Source organism: Rheinheimera soli (assembly GCF_031457405.1).
Lineage (GTDB): Bacteria > Pseudomonadota > Gammaproteobacteria > Enterobacterales > Alteromonadaceae > Pararheinheimera > Pararheinheimera soli_A.
Genome location: NZ_JAVDWR010000001.1, coordinates 402767 through 420822, shown reverse-complemented (window position 1 = coordinate 420822; position 18056 = coordinate 402767). Strand labels below are relative to the sequence as shown.

Annotated in this window: 16 protein-coding genes; 2 read left to right on the top strand and 14 right to left on the bottom strand. The window is 46.4% G+C overall.

What is annotated here, in order from left to right:
* Positions 1–31 precede the first annotated feature (31 nt).
* The 14 genes from J2W69_RS01900 to dapA form a co-directional block, all read right to left on the bottom strand.
* Positions 32–1276 carry a class I SAM-dependent methyltransferase gene (locus tag J2W69_RS01900; RefSeq protein ID WP_310274018.1) on the bottom strand — a complete coding sequence of 415 codons (1245 nt, stop codon included), beginning with the start codon at positions 1274–1276 and terminating at the stop codon, positions 32–34.
* Positions 1273–2028, bottom strand: coding sequence for a DUF1365 domain-containing protein (locus J2W69_RS01895; protein ID WP_310274016.1), 756 nt, complete (start codon positions 2026–2028; stop codon positions 1273–1275). The genes J2W69_RS01900 and J2W69_RS01895 overlap by 4 nt, the downstream gene beginning before the upstream one ends.
* A complete protein-coding gene (locus J2W69_RS01890) occupies positions 2025–3278 on the bottom strand; it encodes an NAD(P)/FAD-dependent oxidoreductase (protein ID WP_310274014.1) in 1254 nt (417 codons plus the stop codon). The genes J2W69_RS01895 and J2W69_RS01890 overlap by 4 nt, the downstream gene beginning before the upstream one ends.
* A complete protein-coding gene (locus tag J2W69_RS01885; RefSeq protein WP_310274013.1) occupies positions 3279–3728 on the bottom strand; it encodes a nuclear transport factor 2 family protein in 450 nt (149 codons plus the stop codon).
* Positions 3721–5154 (bottom strand): deoxyribodipyrimidine photo-lyase, encoded by a 1434-nt coding sequence (gene phrB, locus J2W69_RS01880; RefSeq protein WP_310274011.1) that lies wholly within the window; start codon positions 5152–5154, stop codon positions 3721–3723. The genes J2W69_RS01885 and phrB overlap by 8 nt, the downstream gene beginning before the upstream one ends.
* A gap of 76 nt (positions 5155–5230) precedes the next feature.
* Complete coding sequence (locus J2W69_RS01875) at positions 5231–6172, bottom strand: YbgA family protein (RefSeq protein ID WP_310274008.1); 942 nt, start codon at positions 6170–6172, stop codon at positions 5231–5233.
* Positions 6173–6467: 295 nt separating this feature from the next.
* Positions 6468–8054, bottom strand: coding sequence for a S8 family serine peptidase (locus J2W69_RS01870; RefSeq protein ID WP_310274005.1), 1587 nt, complete (start codon positions 8052–8054; stop codon positions 6468–6470).
* Positions 8055–8327: 273 nt separating this feature from the next.
* Positions 8328–8624 carry an integration host factor subunit alpha gene (gene ihfA, locus J2W69_RS01865; RefSeq protein WP_008898181.1) on the bottom strand — a complete coding sequence of 99 codons (297 nt, stop codon included), beginning with the start codon at positions 8622–8624 and terminating at the stop codon, positions 8328–8330.
* 2 nt (positions 8625–8626) lie between these two features.
* Complete coding sequence (gene pheT, locus J2W69_RS01860; protein WP_310273996.1) at positions 8627–11014, bottom strand: phenylalanine--tRNA ligase subunit beta; 2388 nt, start codon at positions 11012–11014, stop codon at positions 8627–8629.
* A 13-nt stretch (positions 11015–11027) separates the two neighbouring features.
* Positions 11028–12008 (bottom strand): phenylalanine--tRNA ligase subunit alpha, encoded by a 981-nt coding sequence (gene pheS, locus J2W69_RS01855; RefSeq protein WP_008898179.1) that lies wholly within the window; start codon positions 12006–12008, stop codon positions 11028–11030.
* Between the two features lie 172 nt (positions 12009–12180).
* On the bottom strand, positions 12181–12888 hold the full coding sequence (gene hda / locus J2W69_RS01850) for a DnaA regulatory inactivator Hda (RefSeq protein WP_310273993.1): 708 nt from the start codon (positions 12886–12888) through the stop codon (positions 12181–12183).
* A complete protein-coding gene (locus J2W69_RS01845; protein ID WP_310273991.1) occupies positions 12888–14009 on the bottom strand; it encodes a DUF2066 domain-containing protein in 1122 nt (373 codons plus the stop codon). The genes hda and J2W69_RS01845 overlap by 1 nt, the downstream gene beginning before the upstream one ends.
* An 831-nt stretch (positions 14010–14840) precedes the next feature.
* Entirely contained in the window at positions 14841–15905 is a 1065-nt protein-coding gene (bamC, locus tag J2W69_RS01840; protein ID WP_310273989.1) for an outer membrane protein assembly factor BamC, read from the bottom strand.
* 10 nt (positions 15906–15915) lie between these two features.
* On the bottom strand, positions 15916–16797 hold the full coding sequence (gene dapA / locus J2W69_RS01835) for a 4-hydroxy-tetrahydrodipicolinate synthase (RefSeq protein ID WP_310273987.1): 882 nt from the start codon (positions 16795–16797) through the stop codon (positions 15916–15918).
* 142 nt (positions 16798–16939) lie between these two features.
* Between dapA and J2W69_RS01830 the strand changes: the two genes are divergently transcribed.
* Positions 16940–17467, top strand: coding sequence for a glycine cleavage system transcriptional repressor (locus J2W69_RS01830; protein ID WP_310273985.1), 528 nt, complete (start codon positions 16940–16942; stop codon positions 17465–17467).
* A 24-nt stretch (positions 17468–17491) separates the two neighbouring features.
* On the top strand, positions 17492–17965 hold the full coding sequence (gene bcp / locus J2W69_RS01825; protein WP_310273983.1) for a thioredoxin-dependent thiol peroxidase: 474 nt from the start codon (positions 17492–17494) through the stop codon (positions 17963–17965).
* Positions 17966–18056: the final 91 nt, after the last annotated feature.

Below are 18056 nucleotides of genomic sequence, written 5' to 3'. Positions count from 1 at the left end.
AGACGACCGCGCTTTAATAAGCAACGAAAAGTTAGATTTTGTTCCTATTCAAAGGTTTAGTGAAGACTAAATGCACAGCACTGGTGGCTCTCTCCAAAAAGCCGCCTTCGCAGTAACACAAGTAAAAATGCCAGAGACGGATAAACTGATCGTCATAGCCCAATTGATGCAATTTATCGCGTGACGCCATAAAATTATGACACCAGTCCTGCAAGGTTCGGGCATAGTCCAGGCCAATGTCCTGCACCTGACGCAGTGCTAAATCCGTGTAATTTGCCACCGCATTACTCATGCGCTGTATTGATGGTAAACAACCGCCAGGAAAAATGTAGCGTTTAATAAAATCAACTTCTTTGACATAGTGGTTGTAGCGCTGATCGGCTATGGTGATGGCCTGTAACACCATCAAACCATCGTCTTTGAGTAAACTTGAGCATTTGGCAAAGTACTGATCTAAAAACTCATCACCCACGGCTTCAATCATTTCAATAGATACCAGCTTGTCATATGTACCAGTTAAATCCCGGTAGTCTTCCATTAACAAAGTGATTTGTGATTCCAGCCCTGCTTCGCGGATTCTTTCTGCGGCATAATCATGTTGTTCGCGGGAAATAGTAGTAGTGGTCACTTTGCAGCCATAATTTCGGGCGGCAAAAATAGCCATACTGCCCCAACCAGTGCCAATTTCTATCAGATGATCACTGGGCTTTAGCTGTAGCTTGTCACAAATAGATTTCAGCTTGTTCAGCTGTGCCTGCTCCAGTGTGCAGCTTTCAGTTTCATAAACAGCACTGGAGTACATCATGCTTGGGTCTAAAAACAACTGATACATGGCATTACCTAAATCGTAATGCGCTGAAATATTTTTGCGTGACTGCTCTTTGGTATTGCGATTACGCCAGTCCAGTAACTTTAAGGCTGGTTTACTTAAACGCGCCCATGCCGACTCGAGTTTATCCAGCAAGGAGGCATTTCGGGCCAGCAATTGCACCAGCACTGTTAAATGATCACAGCGCCACTGACCCAGAATATAGGACTCGCCAGCCCCTACAGAACCTGCAAAGGCAAGTTTCTGATAAAAATCCGGATCCAATACAGTAAGTGTGGCTTGCAATTCGCCTCTTCCATCGCCCAACAAGGTTTCTTCCTGGCCTTCGACCAGTAAAATAGCACCGTATTGCAGCTGGTTGAGCTGTTTCAGTACCAGAGTACGACAGGTTTTATCAAACCAACTTAAATTTTGAAAAGGGCATTGTCCGGTAATAGAAACCGTCATCTTGGTGTTTCCTTTGACTTAGGGTGGCCATACACAGGTACTGCTTTGAACAGCAGTTTTATCGCATGCCAATAAATTCGGGTCATCACTTGTACGTTTTGCCATGGACGGCGGATCAGTAAGCTTTTAAGCAAAGGCAGATTAAAAGGCTGCACACCCAGATGGAACCAGGCGCTGAACACTTTTTGTTCAGCTTTAAAATTAGTGATACTCAATTCCAGTTGCTCTGCATCAGCCCGCACTGCCCAGTGGTATTGCATATCCATAGGATTAAAAGGCGACACATGAAAGGCTTTATCATGCTGATAATGAGAGCGTTCAGCGTCAGCAACAGGCACCAGATAATAATGTCGTTCATTCCAGGGGGTGTTACTCACCTCAGCCAACAAAGCCACCAGCTGTTTTGTAGCATTAAAGCAGTAATACAAAGTCAAAGGGCTAAAGTAATAACCCCAATTCGCCAGCGGGCTCATCATGCAGACTTTAGCTACAGCGCCTGTAAAACCTAAATCCCGCACTTTTTGCCGTACAGCTTCAGTTAAATCTGCTGCTCCGGGCAAATAGTCAGTACGACGATAACTACAGGCCGCAAATCGTGCTTGTGACCATAACCAGCCTTTAGCCGGAATACGGTCCAGTTCGTCCAGATCCAGCCAGAAGTAGTGCACCTGGTAGTCAAAACCATGTACTTTGGGCAGATAGCGCTTATGCCCTACTTCACCTGTTAATACCGCGTGACCTGATGGGATCAAAACTCCACTCCCATGGCATGGGCTATATCCACTGCACTTCGCACCCCATCTTCATGGAAACCATTGTACCAATAAGCACCACAAAACCAGCTATTATTCACACCATTAATTTCAGCACGGCGTTGCTGTGCTGCAATAGTGCAGTGGTTAAAGATCGGATGATCGTACTGAAAACGTTTCAAAATTTTGCTCTGATCAATGGCCTGACTATGGTTCAGCGTCACAACAAAAGTCACCGGAGCCTCAATGCCCTGCAGAATATTCATGTTGTAACTTAAAGTTGCATGACTGGAAGCGTCATCGGTCAGATGGTAATTCCAGGCAGCCCAGGCCGCTTTGCGTTTGGGTAAAATGCGCTGGTCTGTATGTAAAATGACTTCATTTTGCTGATAAGCAATACCACCCAACACCTGGCGCTCTGCCTCTGTCGGGTCTTTTAGCAGCGCCAAAGCTTGATCACTATGGCAAGCAAAGACCACCTGGTCAAAAGACTCTGTGCGACCATCAGTAAACTCCAGCGTGACGCCATCTGCATGTCGCGTGACTGCTTTTACCGGACTATTGAGCTGTACCTGCTCAGGATTAAGGGTAGTAAGCAAAGCACGAACATATTGCCGCGACCCGCCTTTAATCACCGACCACTGCGGCCTGTCAGCCACATTCAGCAAGCCATGGTTTTTGAAGAAGTTCAGGAAAAACCGCAGTGGAAATGACGGCATATCTGCAAGGCCTGACGACCATATGGCGGCCCCCATAGGCAATAAATAGTCATTACGAAGTTCTTTGCCTAAGTTATGTTTGGCCAGAAACTCGTCAATCAGTAAGTCCAGATCCGGATGATTTTGTTCCAGCAGTGTTTTACCTAATTTATTAAACCGGACAATATCAAGCAGCATACGCCAAAATGAAGGGCGAAACAGATTGCGGCGCTGGGCAAATAAAGTCGACAGCGTATGGCCGTTGTATTCCAGGCCCGTATCGGCTTTTTTCACCGAAAAACTCATTTGGGTGGGCTGTGATTCCACCTCCAGTTCGGCTAAAAATTTATTAAACAGCGGATAAGTCCAGTTGTTAAACACAATAAAACCCGTGTCTATGGCGTAGTCTTTTCCCTCAAACTGTACATCCACTGTGGCTGTATGCCCCCCCAGATAAGAGCCGGCTTCAAATAAGGTCACATCATGCTGGCGCTGCAACAAATACCAGCTGATCATGCCAGAGATACCACCGCCTATTACTGCTATCTTCATCTACACTTCCTTCGCCATTTTTTGTTTAATTTTTTTTGTGACCCAACCCAGCAGCGGAATATGTTCCAGTACCATTTCATTTAAGTCGTAATAATCTCTGTGGTACGCAATTTTGCCTTCGCTGTTCCAGTGCACTATTGAGCAACCATGCACAGAAATCGCTTTACCATTGCCAATCGCATCATGGGTAAAGGTCATGATCCAGCTCAGGCATCCCTGACTTTCATTCGCTATTTTTGAGGTTGCGACAAAATGACAGCTGCTTAATCTGGCATAAGCGTGAGAGAAATACTGCTGTAACTGCTCCAGCCCCAGCATATGATGAACGGGGTCGATAAACTCAACGTTAGCAGCATACAGCTGCTGCAGTGAATTTAAGTTGTGCTGGCTCAGGTTATTGTAAAAGCTCAAAAATTCATCCAGCCGTTTTGTCGCTTGGTGTTCATTCATGATCAGACTTATCCTGCGGTTTTTTAACAGTATGAAATAACTCTAAGGTGCGAAGCCTTGCTTTGCTGTGGTCCACTATGGGTTTGACATAGTCACTCCACAGAGGCAAAGGATGTGGCCAGTGAATTTGCTTTTTTGGCACATCAGCAAGCTCCGGCAGCATGCGTTTTATAAATACGCCGTCCGGGTCAAAACGTTCACTTTGAGTCACAGGATTAAAAATGCGGAAATAAGGTGCAGCGTCTGTGCCTGTGGAAGCGGCCCATTGCCAACCACCATTATTGGCAGCAAAATCACCATCAATCAGCTTCGACATAAAATACTGCTCGCCCCAGCGCCAGTCGATATGCAAATCCTTCACCAGAAAACTGGCCACTATCATGCGTAACCTGTTGTGCATCCAGCCGGTTCGATTCAGCTGACGCATAGCAGCATCCACTATCGGATAACCGGTTTTGCCCTCACACCAGGTCTGAAACAGCTGTGCATTATTAGGCCAGACAATGCCATCTGTATCTTTTTGGAAAGCTTTGTGTTTAATCAAATCCGGAAAAGCCATCAGAATATGATGATAAAAATCCCGCCATACCAGCTCAGACAGCCAGACTGCAGCACCAGATTTTTCTCTGTCCCAGTCGCTCGCCGCTTCCAGTTGCAAACGACTGATGCACTGCTGGGCTGAAACAACCCCTATCGCCAGATACGCAGATAAAGACGAAGTACCATCTAAAGCCGGAAAATCCCGCTCTGTTTGATAAAAAGCCGCTTTGTCACGACAAAACTGCCGCATCTGATCCAGAACCTGCAGCTCATCCACCGCATAAGCTGCTGAACTGCCATCCCCTTGTTGCATTGCTGGCAACGCAGGCAATTGCAGCGTTACGTCACCTAAAGCTTTGGGCTTAGGGAAACAGCGCACACCGGTTTCACGCAAACGCGCCAGCCAGGTTTTCTTAAAGGGTGTAAAAATTTGATAAATACCCCCGGTTTTACTCAAGATTGAACCTGGTGGCATAACAGCTTTGCGATCAAACCAAAAGCTGGTTTTGCCGGCATCAGCAAAAGTGGCACTGACCTTGTTGTCACGAAGCCGTTCACGTAGTTCGTATTCGTTATGGCCATATAAAGCTTCAGCCCCAGCGTCAATAAATTGTTGCATCAGCGCAGGCAAAGCGTCGTAATGGCTGCCTTCAACCGCCACTAAAGGAATATTCAGCAACGCCAGTTCAGTTTGTAACTGCAAAACGCGGCGACGAATAAAATCTTGTTTAATCGGCGCCATAAAATGCTGCTGCCAACTATCCGGAGTTGCAACAAAAAGTGCCACGACAGGCAAACCCGCCTGACAGGCTTCAAACAGGGCCTGATTGTCATAAACACGCAAATCATTACGCAACCAGACCAATGAAAATGCGGTATTTATCAAGCAATTCTCCTTCTTTCATCAGGACAAAGGCGTAAACAATTACGACGCAAAACCAAAGAAAATGCTGTATTTTTCATCAGGCGCGTAACCCCAATTCATCGGGGAAAGGCTGTAGATACTGCTGCGCCGCCACATACTGATGTGGATGTTGCGACAAATGGTGGCGCAATAGTGTCAAAGGTGCCAGTAAGGGCAAATGACCCTGCCGGTATTTATGGATCAGCTTCAGCAATTCCTGCTTGGCTTCGCTACTGAGCATTTTCTTAAAAAAGCCCTGCAAATGCATCAGCACATTGGCCTGTTGCTTCCGGGTTGCTTGTTGCTTTAGGGCCTGCATTAAATGCAGTAAATAACGCTGCGCCAATTCATCTGGCTCAAACAATTTCGCCTGAGCGACTAAGCGACCTAATTCACGATAAGCCGTTGGGCTATGTGCCATCACCAGAAATTTGTAACGACTGTGAAAAGCCACTAACTTACCGACAGTAAAACCCGATTGCAGCATTTGCTGGTAGTCGTGGCAGGCAAAAATGCGGGTGACAAAGTTTTCCTTTAAATTGCTGTCAAGTAAACGGCCATCCTCTTCTACAGGTAACCAGGGATAGCGATGCATCAGCTTCTGAGTGAAAACACCGACTCCAACTTTGCCTAATTGATTGCCATGTTGATCATTTAAACGCACCCGCTCCATACCGCAGCTGGGTGATTTGGCACAAACAATATAACCAGACAACTGCTTTAATTCCGGCAGCAATTTGTCGGTAAATTGCTCCATGGTATCGGTGTGATCGATGCTGCTGTCTTTACTGTTTACTAATCTAACCTGCTGATCCGCATTGAGCTGAAGCCGAATAGCAGCACGAGGCACACCTAAGCCTATGGCCTGTTCAGGACAGACCGGCACATAAGACACAAAAGGAGCAAGAGTGCGGTTGCAGAAGTCTGACGCTTTGTGGCCGGCATCAAAACGTACTTTTTGCCCAAGCACACAAGCGCTGACACCAATTTGGATACTCATAATACTGACTCACAGAGAAGATCACGGAGATGAATACATTTGTTTACAGATCAGCAGGTTCATTGGATCACTGCAAGTTAAAATATTTGGCAGTAACACACTAGTCATGAGCATTTGTTCAGATCGGAACAGAGTGACTATGGCCTGCACAGCGAAGTCGGTTAAAACATTACCAACACTTTGCAAATGCCCGGATGAGCGCCAGTGGCTTTTCCCACTGACCGGAATATTTTTCTGGACGGCAAAAAGCTGCGCCTTATGGCACAGCTTTTATCAGTACGAAAAGAGCTTTGTATTAGTAAGAATAACTGAAAGTTACACCACTAAAAGTCGTGTAAGCTCTGATGCCAATATGCCAGGTACCTGCCTGCGGATTAGTGATAGTACACTGCTCAGCATTGCCATTTAAATAAGGACGGCAGTTGTATTGGCTGGTTGTAGGCTGGCTGTTATAGCGAACATACAAGTCTGCATCACCTGAACCACCTGATATGGTGAAGGTTAAGGTGCTGACACCAGATGGAATAACGTAAGAACCCCGTAACCAGTTGCCAGTAGTAGCTGAAAGGTTAGGGAAAGTTTCGCCACCTGTAGGAGGAGGATTACCGCCACCACCACCGCTACAACCATTGGCTGTCAGATAATCTACAGCTGCTTTGGCCTGAACTATACCAAAACCAAAAGAGGTATCCCGACCGACAGTCCCCCTGTCCTGCGCTGTGACTTGCAAAGCACTACGGATTTGTGGTGCTGTACATTGTGGATGATTACTCCAGACTAAAGCAGCCACACCGGCAACATGCGGAGATGCCATAGAGGTACCGCTGATGCTGTTATAGCCACCATTGTTCCAGGTTGAATTCACAGCCACACCAGGGCCTGCCAATTCCACCTGAGCGTTACGCTGGGAGAAACTGGCCAGATTACGGTTTGAATCCACAGCCGCCACTGAAACTACCGCATTGTATGACGCAGGATAAGACAAGCTGGTATTACCGGCATTGCCTGCGGCAGCAATCAATAACATCCCGCTATTGTAGAAATTAGTCATGGCGGTTTGTTCAGTCTGACTGGAACTGCTGCCCCCTAAACTCATATTCACCACTTTAGCGCCAGCATCTTTACAGGACTGGATCCCTGCAATCAGATCAGAAGCAAAGGTCCAGTTGCCTGAGTCGTTAAATATTTTAACAATGTGGACGCCAGCCTGACCTGAAGGTAATACCCCCACCACGCCATCGTTGTTATTCAGCGCCACCATAGTACCGGCAACATGAGTGCCATGACCGTTGCCATCTGTCGACCAGGCGCCATGACCAGAGAAAGAAAAGCCTGTCACACCTGAGCTCGGTAAATCGACATGATTTAGACGATAGCCAGTGTCAATAACACAAACCGGGGTGTTAGCGGCATTGTTGTCGCTGACCAGATTGGCCTGAACCATTGGAATACCATAAGGCGTGCTTTGTGCCATAGGCGTGATCACGTCAAACAGATAACGCTTTTGATCTACTTCGATGTACTGCACTTCCGGATCAGACACCATGGCTTGTAACTGGCGTGGATTTAATTCCAGCACACTGGATTTGACTGAACTTAAGTGTCTGATGACTTTACCTTTGTATTTCCGCGCAAAGGTTTCGGCTCTTTGCACTGAAAATGCCGGAGCGGACTGAACGCCGTTTTGCAAAGAGCCTGTAGTGCCATCTTTATATTTAACGATGTAACGCGTGGTACTGTCATCACTTGGATCAATTGCAGCAACACTGGCAGCAGTGACAAACTCTGGTCCATCCACTGCAGCAGCGACAGCCACTGAAGTTAAGGATAAAGCAAAACAACCAGCAGTTCCCAGTAACAGTACTTTGTTTCTATTTTTCATATGTGTACCTTGTAAGAATTTTGAAGTCCGTGATGTGAAGTTGCATCCTGCGGCTCAAAACTTAGCAAGGCATAAAGATTAGTCTTTATATTAATGTTATATATTTATTATATATTCTTTACAATTGATTGAATTTATTAAAACTTGTGACTTTTTGTACAAAAAAGTGGTAGTCGCAACACAAGGACCAGATCAGAACCGTCTTAGACGGGGGTTACAATAAAAAAGGAGTGTACCTTCAGGACACTCCTTTTTTAACTACAAGATAAGGCATTACTTCTTGGCGGTGCCTACTTCGACTCTGCTTTTCAACTTCTGGCCTGGCCTGAAGGTCACCACACAACGGGCAGAGATAGGAATATCTTCACCTGTTTTTGGGTTACGGCCTGGCCTTTGGTTTTTTACCCGCAGGTCAAAATTACCAAAACCTGACAGTTTTACCTGGTCGCCTGCTTCCAAAGCAATGCGGATCTCTTCAAAAAAAGATTCGACTATTAATTTTGCATCGCGCTTGCTGATGCCAAACTTGGTAAATAAACGTTCTGCTAAATCGGCTTTGGTAAGCGCCATTCTTAATCCCTCAACGTTGCGTTGAACTCTTTGCTCAGCACCTCGACCACGGAAGAGATAACCTGTTGGATATCTTTATCTTCTAGCGTTCGCGCCTTGTCCTGCAAGGTTAAAGCTATTGCCAATGACTTGTGGCCTTGTGCAACACCCTGCCCTGTGTAGACGTCAAACAATTTTAGGTCAACTAATTGATTTCCGCCAACTTTTCTAATAGTAGCAAGGATATCTGAAAAACGCACATCAGATTTCACAACAATAGCTAAATCGCGACGGTTTGCAGGATATTTTGAAGTTTCCTGAGCTAAAACAATGTGTTTATCACCAAATGCTTCCAGCTCTACTTCAAATAAAAAGGCTTTGCCTTTAATACCCAATTTGCGTTCCGCTTCCGGATGCAAGGCGCCAAGTATACCTACAGCTTTGCCATCCCGGTTTAACTGAGCCGTTTGCCCCGGATGTAAGGCGCTGTGTTGACCTGTAGCAAAAGTAAAACACTCTGTAGCTGAAGTGCAGCTTAACAGCGCTTCCACATCACCTTTAACATCATAAAAATCAACGGCCCGCTCAGCAATAGTCCAGTGCTCGTTCGCATAACTGCCAACAATAACACCACCTAACACCGGCACCTGACGCACACCACCTTCAGCATTTGCATCCGGGATAAACTTCAGGCCATATTCGAACAAACGAATGCGGTTTTGCTGACGGTTCTGATTGTATTGCACAGCCTGCAATAAACCTGGCCACAGGTTTAATCGCATCGCCGACATATCCACTGAAATTGGATTCGGTAGCACCAAAGCAGCCTGACCTGGGAATAATGCGTCCTGCACCTTAGGGTCAACAAAACTATAAGTAATAGCTTCCTGATAACCACGGGCGACTAACAAGTCACGTAAGCTGTGCACAGAGATACGGCTTTCCTGATGTTTACTCATCGCAAGCGCGGCTTGTGGCGCTACATTAGGAATATTGTTGTAGCCGTATACACGGGCTACTTCTTCGATTAAATCTTCAGGGATTGAAATATCAAAACGGTAGCTCGGTACTGTGACCTGCCACTGGTCAGTTGACACGTCCACCTGCATACCTAAACGCTGGAAAATTTCAGTCACTGTCTCTGTCGCAATAGAAATACCTAAAATACGGTCCAACTTAGTGCGGCTTAACGAAATTTGTGCAGCTTTTGGCAGGTGCTGCTCTGATACAGCTTCAACCACAGGGCCTGCTTCACCACCAACAATAGCTAACAACAAAGCTGTTGCTCTTTCCATTGCTGTGCGTTGCAGCTCTGGATCTACACCACGCTCGTAACGGTGTGATGCATCTGTATGCAAACCGTATTGACGGGCCATACCTGCCATTTCAACCGGAGAGAAAAATGCGCTCTCAAGGAAAATGTCTTTGCTGTCTTTGGTCACACCACTGTGCAAACCACCAAAAATACCGGCCATAGCCAGCGCTTTTTCGCTATCTGCAATTAGCAGCGTATTGGCTTTTAACGTCACTTCGTTGCTGTCTAAAAGCACCAGCTTTTCGCCGTCTTTGGCCATACGCACATCAATATCACCTTCGATTTTTGCTAAATCAAAAGCGTGCATCGGATGACCCAGCTCCAACAATACGAAGTTGGTGACATCCACCACAGCATCAATAGAACGAATACCAGAGCGACGTAATTTTTCCACCATCCACAGAGGCGTCACAGCCGCTGTGTTGATATTACGAATCACACGACCTAAATAACGTGGACAAGCTTGAGGCGCTGACAACTGAATGCCTTTGATATCGCTGATAGTAGCGGCAACAGCAGCAATTTCCGGCTGTTTTACATCTAAGTTATTCAGCACACCTACTTCGCGGGCTAAGCCTTTTAAGCCTAAACAATCAGCACGGTTTGGTGTTAAATCCACTTCAATAGCATTGTCATCTAATGTCAGGTACTGACGAATATTCTGCCCCAGCGGCGCATCAGCAGGCAGTTCAATAATGCCTTCTGAACTTTCCGCCATGCCAAGCTCAGATAAAGAACACAACATACCGTTCGATGGCTGACCACGCAATTTAGCGGCTTTAATTTTAAAATCGCCCGGCAATACAGCGCCTACCGTCGCAACCACAACCTTTAAGCCCTGACGGCAGTTGGCTGCACCACAAACGATATCTAATAATTCACCAGTGCCAATATCCACTTTGGTGACTTGTAATTTATCGGCTTCCGGATGACGACCACATTCAACCACATGGCCTACCACTACACCGCTAAATTCACCGGCAACAGGCTCAATGCCGTCTACTTCCAGACCAGCCATCGAAATTTGTTCTGCTAACTCATTGGTCGATAACTGCGGGTTGACCCACTCACGTAACCAGGATTCACTGAATTTCATTATCTGCTCCCGCTTATCTGAATTGCTTTAGAAAACGCAGATCGTTTTCGAAGAATGAACGAAGGTCTGTTACGCCATAACGCAACATGGTCAGACGCTCAACGCCCATACCAAAAGCAAAACCGCTGTAGATTTCAGGGTCGATGCCAACAGAACGTAATACATTGGGATGCACCATACCGCAGCCTAATACTTCCAGCCATTTGCCGTTTTTGCCCATCACGTCTACTTCAGCTGAAGGTTCAGTAAAAGGGAAAAAAGACGGACGGAAACGGATTTGCAAGTCTTCTTCAAAATAGTTATTCAGGAAGTCGTGCAAAATACCTTTGAGTTCAGTAAAGCTGACGTTCTTGTCGACCATCAAACCTTCCACCTGGTGGAACATTGGCGTGTGGGTTTGATCGTAGTCATTACGATACACACGGCCAGGGGAAATGATACGCAGCGGTGGCTGTTCTGTTTCCATAGTACGAATTTGCACACCAGAGGTTTGGGTACGCAGCATCTGCTTTGGATTAAAATAGAAAGTGTCGTGATCAGCACGGGCCGGGTGATGCGCCGGAATATTCAGCGCGTCAAAGTTATGGAAATCATCTTCGATTTCCGGGCCATGTTTGACTTCAAAACCCAGCTCACCAAAAAAGCTTTCAATACGGCGAATAGTGCGGGTGACAGGGTGCAAGCCACCGGCTTCTAACACACGGCCTGGTAAAGTGACATCAATTTGCTCTTTTGACAGCTTTTCTGCCAACTCAGCCTGTTGCATCAGATCACGTTTATTGTTTAACGCATCCTGCACTTGCTGTTTTAAGTCATTGATCTGTTGACCTGCAGTTTTGCGGGTTTCCGGATCCATAGCACCTAAAGATTTCAGCAACTCAGTGATGCTGCCTTTTTTGCCCATAAAGGCAACACGCACCTCGTCCAGTGCGTTGATATCATTCGCGACTGCGACTGCCTGTAAGGCTTCTTCTAAAATGGCGGTTAAGTTCATCGCTATCCTCAGACCAGCGTTAATTCCCTCAGTAGCTGCAGCCGCAGCTTTGTGGGCTGCGGCGTGACTAACTTTGGGTAAAGATGTCGTATAAAAAGGTGGCAATAATACACCAGATTTTCGCTCAGGGCTTGCGTAAAATAAGGCTTTTTTTAGTTCAAAGGGCTAATAATCAGTGAGATAAGCTCAGCATATCTTTGACAAAAGGAATGGTCAGCTTACGCTGATGCACTATGGATGCTTTATCCAGTAAATCGAGAATTTGCACCAGTTCTCTAATATCACGTTGCTGACGGTTGAGTAAAAAGCGAGCCACTTCGTCCGGCAGCTCCATGCCACGTAAACGGGCCTTTTGTTGCAGCAGTTTTTGTTTATCTTCATCGCCTAATAAACGCAACTGAAAACTGGTGCAGGCCTGCAGGCGTGAGACTAAATCCGGCAAGGTAATACCCAGTTCAGTCGGTGCCTGATCGGCCACAATAATCAAAGCTTTACCCTGCTCTGTCATGCGGTTGTACAAATCAAATACCGCCACCTGCCAGCTGATATCCCCTGCTATCGCCTGGATATTATCCAGACAGACAAGATCCAGCTCTTCCAGTTGATCCAGGATACGGGGACTCCAGGCTTTAAAATCTTCCAGACTCAACAGCTGGCTGGTTAAACCCAGCTCCTGCGCCTGCACGCAAGCTGCGTATAACAAATGTGATTTGCCACTGCCACTGGCACCAAATAAATACAAAGGCAGTCGATGTTCAAAGGGAGTGGTTAAAAAATGTTTGATATAACCCACCACAGGGCTGGTTTCAGCCCCATAGAAGGTATCAAGAGTTTCATCTTCCGGCAGCGTCACTGCCAGAGTGTATTGCACCGGAGTCATTAGTTCGGAATATACCTGTAACGTAATACGGCAGGCAAAGCTTCTGGAACTGGCTCCGCTGCCTCTATTGCCATTTCTGCCGCCATTTCAGAAAACAGCTCGTCCGCTGCATCTGTTCTCTCTACTGGAGTGATTTGTTCAGTCTGGGTTTGCAACGATTGAAAACGGCGTTCCAGCGATAAAGAATTGATAAAGGCATTGCGGTCTGCCGCCAGTTGCACTTTAAACTTCAATAAATCGGCTTTACGCTCCTGCACTGTTACTTGTTTTACCGACAACATAGCTCCCAGTAGCTGCTGGACCTTGACCTGATCAACAAAATTAGTGAGACCTTCGATATCCAGCTCAAGCTCAGTATCTCCCTGCTGACTGCCTAACTGAACCGCAAATTTACCGGCAAGTCGGGCCGTTAAATCGGTTAAAAACTGACTGGCTAGTTCTTGCTGTGAGCTGGCCAGCAGTTCATTGCTGACCAACTGACCTGCCTCATAACCTTGCCAGGTTAATCTGTATTGAACGGCAGAAGGCTGATCGAACAACAAAATCAGCGTTTGATCCGCGTTAAAAGGCAAACTGGCCTGCTCAATCAGCAACCAGTTACCAGCCCATACGTCGTCCTGGGTCAAGGATGGCACGTAGGCATCGTTGGCTGTAGGTAAATCCAACGGCAAACCAATAGCTAAAGCCTGTTGTTTTAAATGATCCAACACAGGATGAGCAGCACCTTGCATAAATACCCGGCTTTCAGAGGTTTGTTCCACAGCCCAGAGTACTATGGCAGGCCGTCTGCTGCCCCAAATCGCTATCTGGTGCTGGCTTAACAACTGCTGCACTTTTTGCTCGTCCAGCCCTACTTTTAATGCAGGCCCCTGCTCTGAACTGACAGCGGCAAAGGTTTTAATATAGTTACCGGCATTTTTCAGCTCGGCTTTGATAGCGGCTTGTTCAATCACTTGAGGATTGACTGTCACTTTCACCAAGACCTGCGCCAGAGCCTGTTGTTGCCAGACACTTTGGCTTTGACCTGCAGGCACAACGGCCTGATACAAATCAGTCAATTGTTTTGCGTGCGCGACATTCAGGCACGCTATCAAACATAATACAGCACTAAGTAATCTCATCTTTTACCCTTAACCTGCTAATACTCTTAACCAGCTAAAACAGGGAAAATACCCTTTAAGCCAAGACTGATAAACTCAATGGAGATAGCCGCCATAATAAGCCGAATCACCAGGTTTGCCCTCATCGGCGCGCTATTTTACCTGATAAGCGCATCAGGATCGCCAACAGAATAGCAACAACACCTATTTCTGCTGAAATTATCAGGTCATGAAGCCAGCCGTCCGCTCTGTTGGCATACAAAATAACAGAGCTTGATGCCGATAAAAATGTTCAGCTCATACTGCAGACTCAGCATCTGCGGTCCTTTATTTACTTTTAAAGGCAATTAAGTTGAGCCTAATCATAGCGTTATTTTATTGATCCTGCACCGCTTGGTGCAGATCCAACTGCTTTTGTTGTTTGCCGTCAGACTCTGTTCAAAGAAGGCTGCTCATAGTCGCAACAAGCTTCCGGCCTTCGCCAGAGGCGAAGGCGTTACGACATACCGTCCTTCCATGGACATCGTCGTAACAAGCTTCCGGCCTGCGCCAGAGGCGAAGGCGTGATAACGGCGAAATGCCAAACTGTTGGCATTTCGAAAGACCGTTATCACCCCGACAGTTACGACATACCGTCCTTCCATGGACATCGTCGTAACACTGTTCCCGACAGTTACGACATACCGTCCTTCCATGGACATAAAAAAACCACCCGCAGGTGGTTTTTTTAAATCTGGCTCCGGTGTTATCCGGCTTTGACTTTACACACTACTGTCACTTATTCAACTCCAACAGTGAGCTTTGAAAACAGGCGTAAATGCGTTCAGCTTTCACCTGTTTGCAAGCAAGTTGTTACAGCTCTATGTTGTCTTTTCTGATTATTTGCACCAGTGTCTGATGCAAAGCCGTGATTTGATCGGCAGACAATACTTTGCCTGCACTGTTACGCCAGCTCAGGCTGGTGCCAACCTCTGCTTTTGTCAGCACTAACTGATAGTCGCCTGGAGTCAAAGGCACAGCAATAGTCTCTTTACTGCCCCACAAAGAATCCCAGAAGCCAGTTTCAGGTTGCTGATAAGTCAGGAAAAAAGTGTATTTGGTTCTGTCCAGATCGTTCACCAAAAAGCCATTTTGTTCAAACATCAGTTCTAACTGTGACCAGGCGAGATCAATAGACTGCCCTGTCAGCATGGCCGCATTACCTTCAGCATCAAATCCTGTGGTCAGAGTGATCTGACGGGACTGAGCTTTTTTCTGTCTAATCTGCGCCAGTTCTACCGTAGCCACTTTATCTACAAAACGATTGAGGAAGTACACTTCTTCACGTTTTTGCGCTATCGCAGACAACTTAGCATCCTTGTCAATAAAGCGATGCTGAAGCAACTGGACCCGCACACCTACAGAGCGCCCATGACTTTTAGGTTCAAATACCACCAGGAAACGACTTTGCTCTTTTTCGACCATGTTCTTCCATAACCAGAAACCTTCTTCTTCAAAACGGCTGACCCAACCTGTTTCAAAGACCAAAGCGTCCTGATCTTTTTGCGTAATTTCGATTTGTTTTTCCTGACCAAAATCCTGCAGGCTCTTTTTCAGGTAAGGTAATAACTCACCGCTAAACTCTGAGCGTTCAAACCAAATCCGTGCTTCTTTTTCTTCTTCTTCCACTCTGCTATTGGTTGCAAGAGCCAGCACCTGCATAGGTGACTTCAGTTCCGCTTCCGTCACAGGGGCGTTTGGCGTTGGAGGAATATCAAATTGTGCCGGTCTTTTCGCAGCAGCTAAACCCGCCGGAACTTGTAACTCAGCCACTGGTTTTGCCTCTGGAGCCGCTTGATCAGCAGCATATTCAGGGAATAGAGAGCAACCAGAAATTAATAAAGAGGCAGCTAAGCTTGCCGGGATCCAATACTGCACTATAAAACTCCTACACATTAATCTGGGCTTGTTTCAGCGCTTGTTCGATTACGCTTTGATGAATTGGTTCCAATCGGGTTAAAGGTAATCTTGCCATATCATCAGCAATTAACCCCATTTTTAACAGTGCCCACTTACTCGGAATAGGATTGGCTTCGATAAACAGCTGATGATGCAAGCCTTGAAGCTTGTGATCGAGCTGCGTTGCCAATTCTGTATTTTTTTCTATCGCTGCTTTTGACATCTGGGCCATCAAAGCAGGCGCTATATTGGTGGTCACCGAAATGACACCATGGCCACCTTTTAACATAAATTCGCAGCAACTGGCATCGTCACCACTGAATAATAAAAAATCTGCCGGACACAAAGCCTGCAGTTGGGCCAGACGTTGCATAGAACCTGTAGCTTCTTTAATACCCACAATGTTCGGGGTTTTCGCCAGTTCAGCCACAGTTTCCGGCAACAGATCCACGCCGGTACGACCTGGCACGTTATATAAAATAACGGGTTTGTCAGTGGCCGCAGCAACGGCCTGATAATGCGCCAGCATACCTTTTTGCATAGGTTTGTTGTAATAAGGGGTGACGGTTAAAAAACCTGCTATGGGTAATGCCGATAAGGTTTTGGTCTTCTCCACCGCATCAGCAGTTGAGTTTGAGCCATTGCCTGCGATTACGGGAATACGACCATCCACCTGTTCAAGAACAGCCTTGAGCACTGCTAATTGTTCGGCAAAACTTAAAGTAACGGACTCGCCAGTGGTGCCCATAATCACCAATGCGTCAGTCTGATTGCTTAGATGGAAGTCCACCAGCCGCTTCAGGCTGCCATAATCCACAGCACCATCAGGATCCATAGGGGTGATCAAAGCAACAATACTTCCGCTAAACATGCTAAAGGCTCCATAATTTTCAGGCTGCCTATGGTAATGACGCACGACAACAAACACAAGCAAGGGACTGTCACACAGGTGAAATTTACGCTAAATATGCTAAACTTCGCAGCCGTTTTTCATTCAGAGACATCAACTTAGCATGCCACAACAATTGGTCGTCACTGCAATAGGTGCAGACAGAACAGGGTTGGTCAGCCGTCTGGCGCGTCTGGTTACAGACTGCAACTGCAATATAGTCGATAGCCGCATGGCTATTTTTGGCAACGAATTCACTTTTATTATGCTGTTATCCGGTGATGCCGTGGCCATCAGCCGCATAGAACACTTATTGCCCGGATTAGGTTTTGAACTTGATCTGCTTACCATGACCAAACGTACATCTGCTCAGCCCACCGCAGCGGTAAGCGCACATTATGTGCTGGAATACACAGGTAAAGATAAAGTGGGCACTTTGGGGGCTATTGCCACTTTGCTCGCTAATCATCAAATCCATATAGGTGCGCTACGCACTGAAACGCTGACAGACGCTGAAACTCAGCAGTTGTTAAACCATTGCACTATGACGGTACAGCTGCCGCAAGGTGCACAGGTTGAGCTGATAAAGCAGGACCTGTTTGTGCTACTTGAACAGCTTCAGCTGACAGGGCGTTTTGAAGCTCAGCTATAAATAGAAAAGTGAATAGGAAAAACCATGAACAGATTAACCGCAGGACAACAGGCACCGGATTTTAGTTTGCCAGACCAGACAGGTCAGATGGTACAACTCAGCACTTTATTAAAACAAAGCCGTGTATTGGTGTATTTTTACCCTAAAGCTATGACACCTGGCTGCACAGTTCAGGCGTGTGGTTTACGTGACAGCAAAACACAGCTTGCGCAATACAAGGTTCAGGCTGTTGGCATCAGTATCGACGCCCCTGCCCGCCTGGCGAAGTTCGAACAAAAAGAGCAGTTAAATTTTACCTTGTTGGGTGATGAAGATCACAAAGCAGCCGAAGCTTTTGGGGTTTGGGGTGAAAAGAAATTTATGGGTAAAATTTATGATGGCATTCACCGCATCAGCTTTTTAATAGAGCAGGATGGCAAAGTCAGTCAGGTATTTGATAACTTTAAAACCAGCAATCACCATGATGTGGTGTTGGCTTACCTGAATAGTCAGGCTTAACCCCGTTAGTCCTATCCATCTGGATACCAGCCGCATTTTCGGTACTTTTTTACGGTATCCTTTATGCTCAATTTTTTAATCTGTTTAAAAA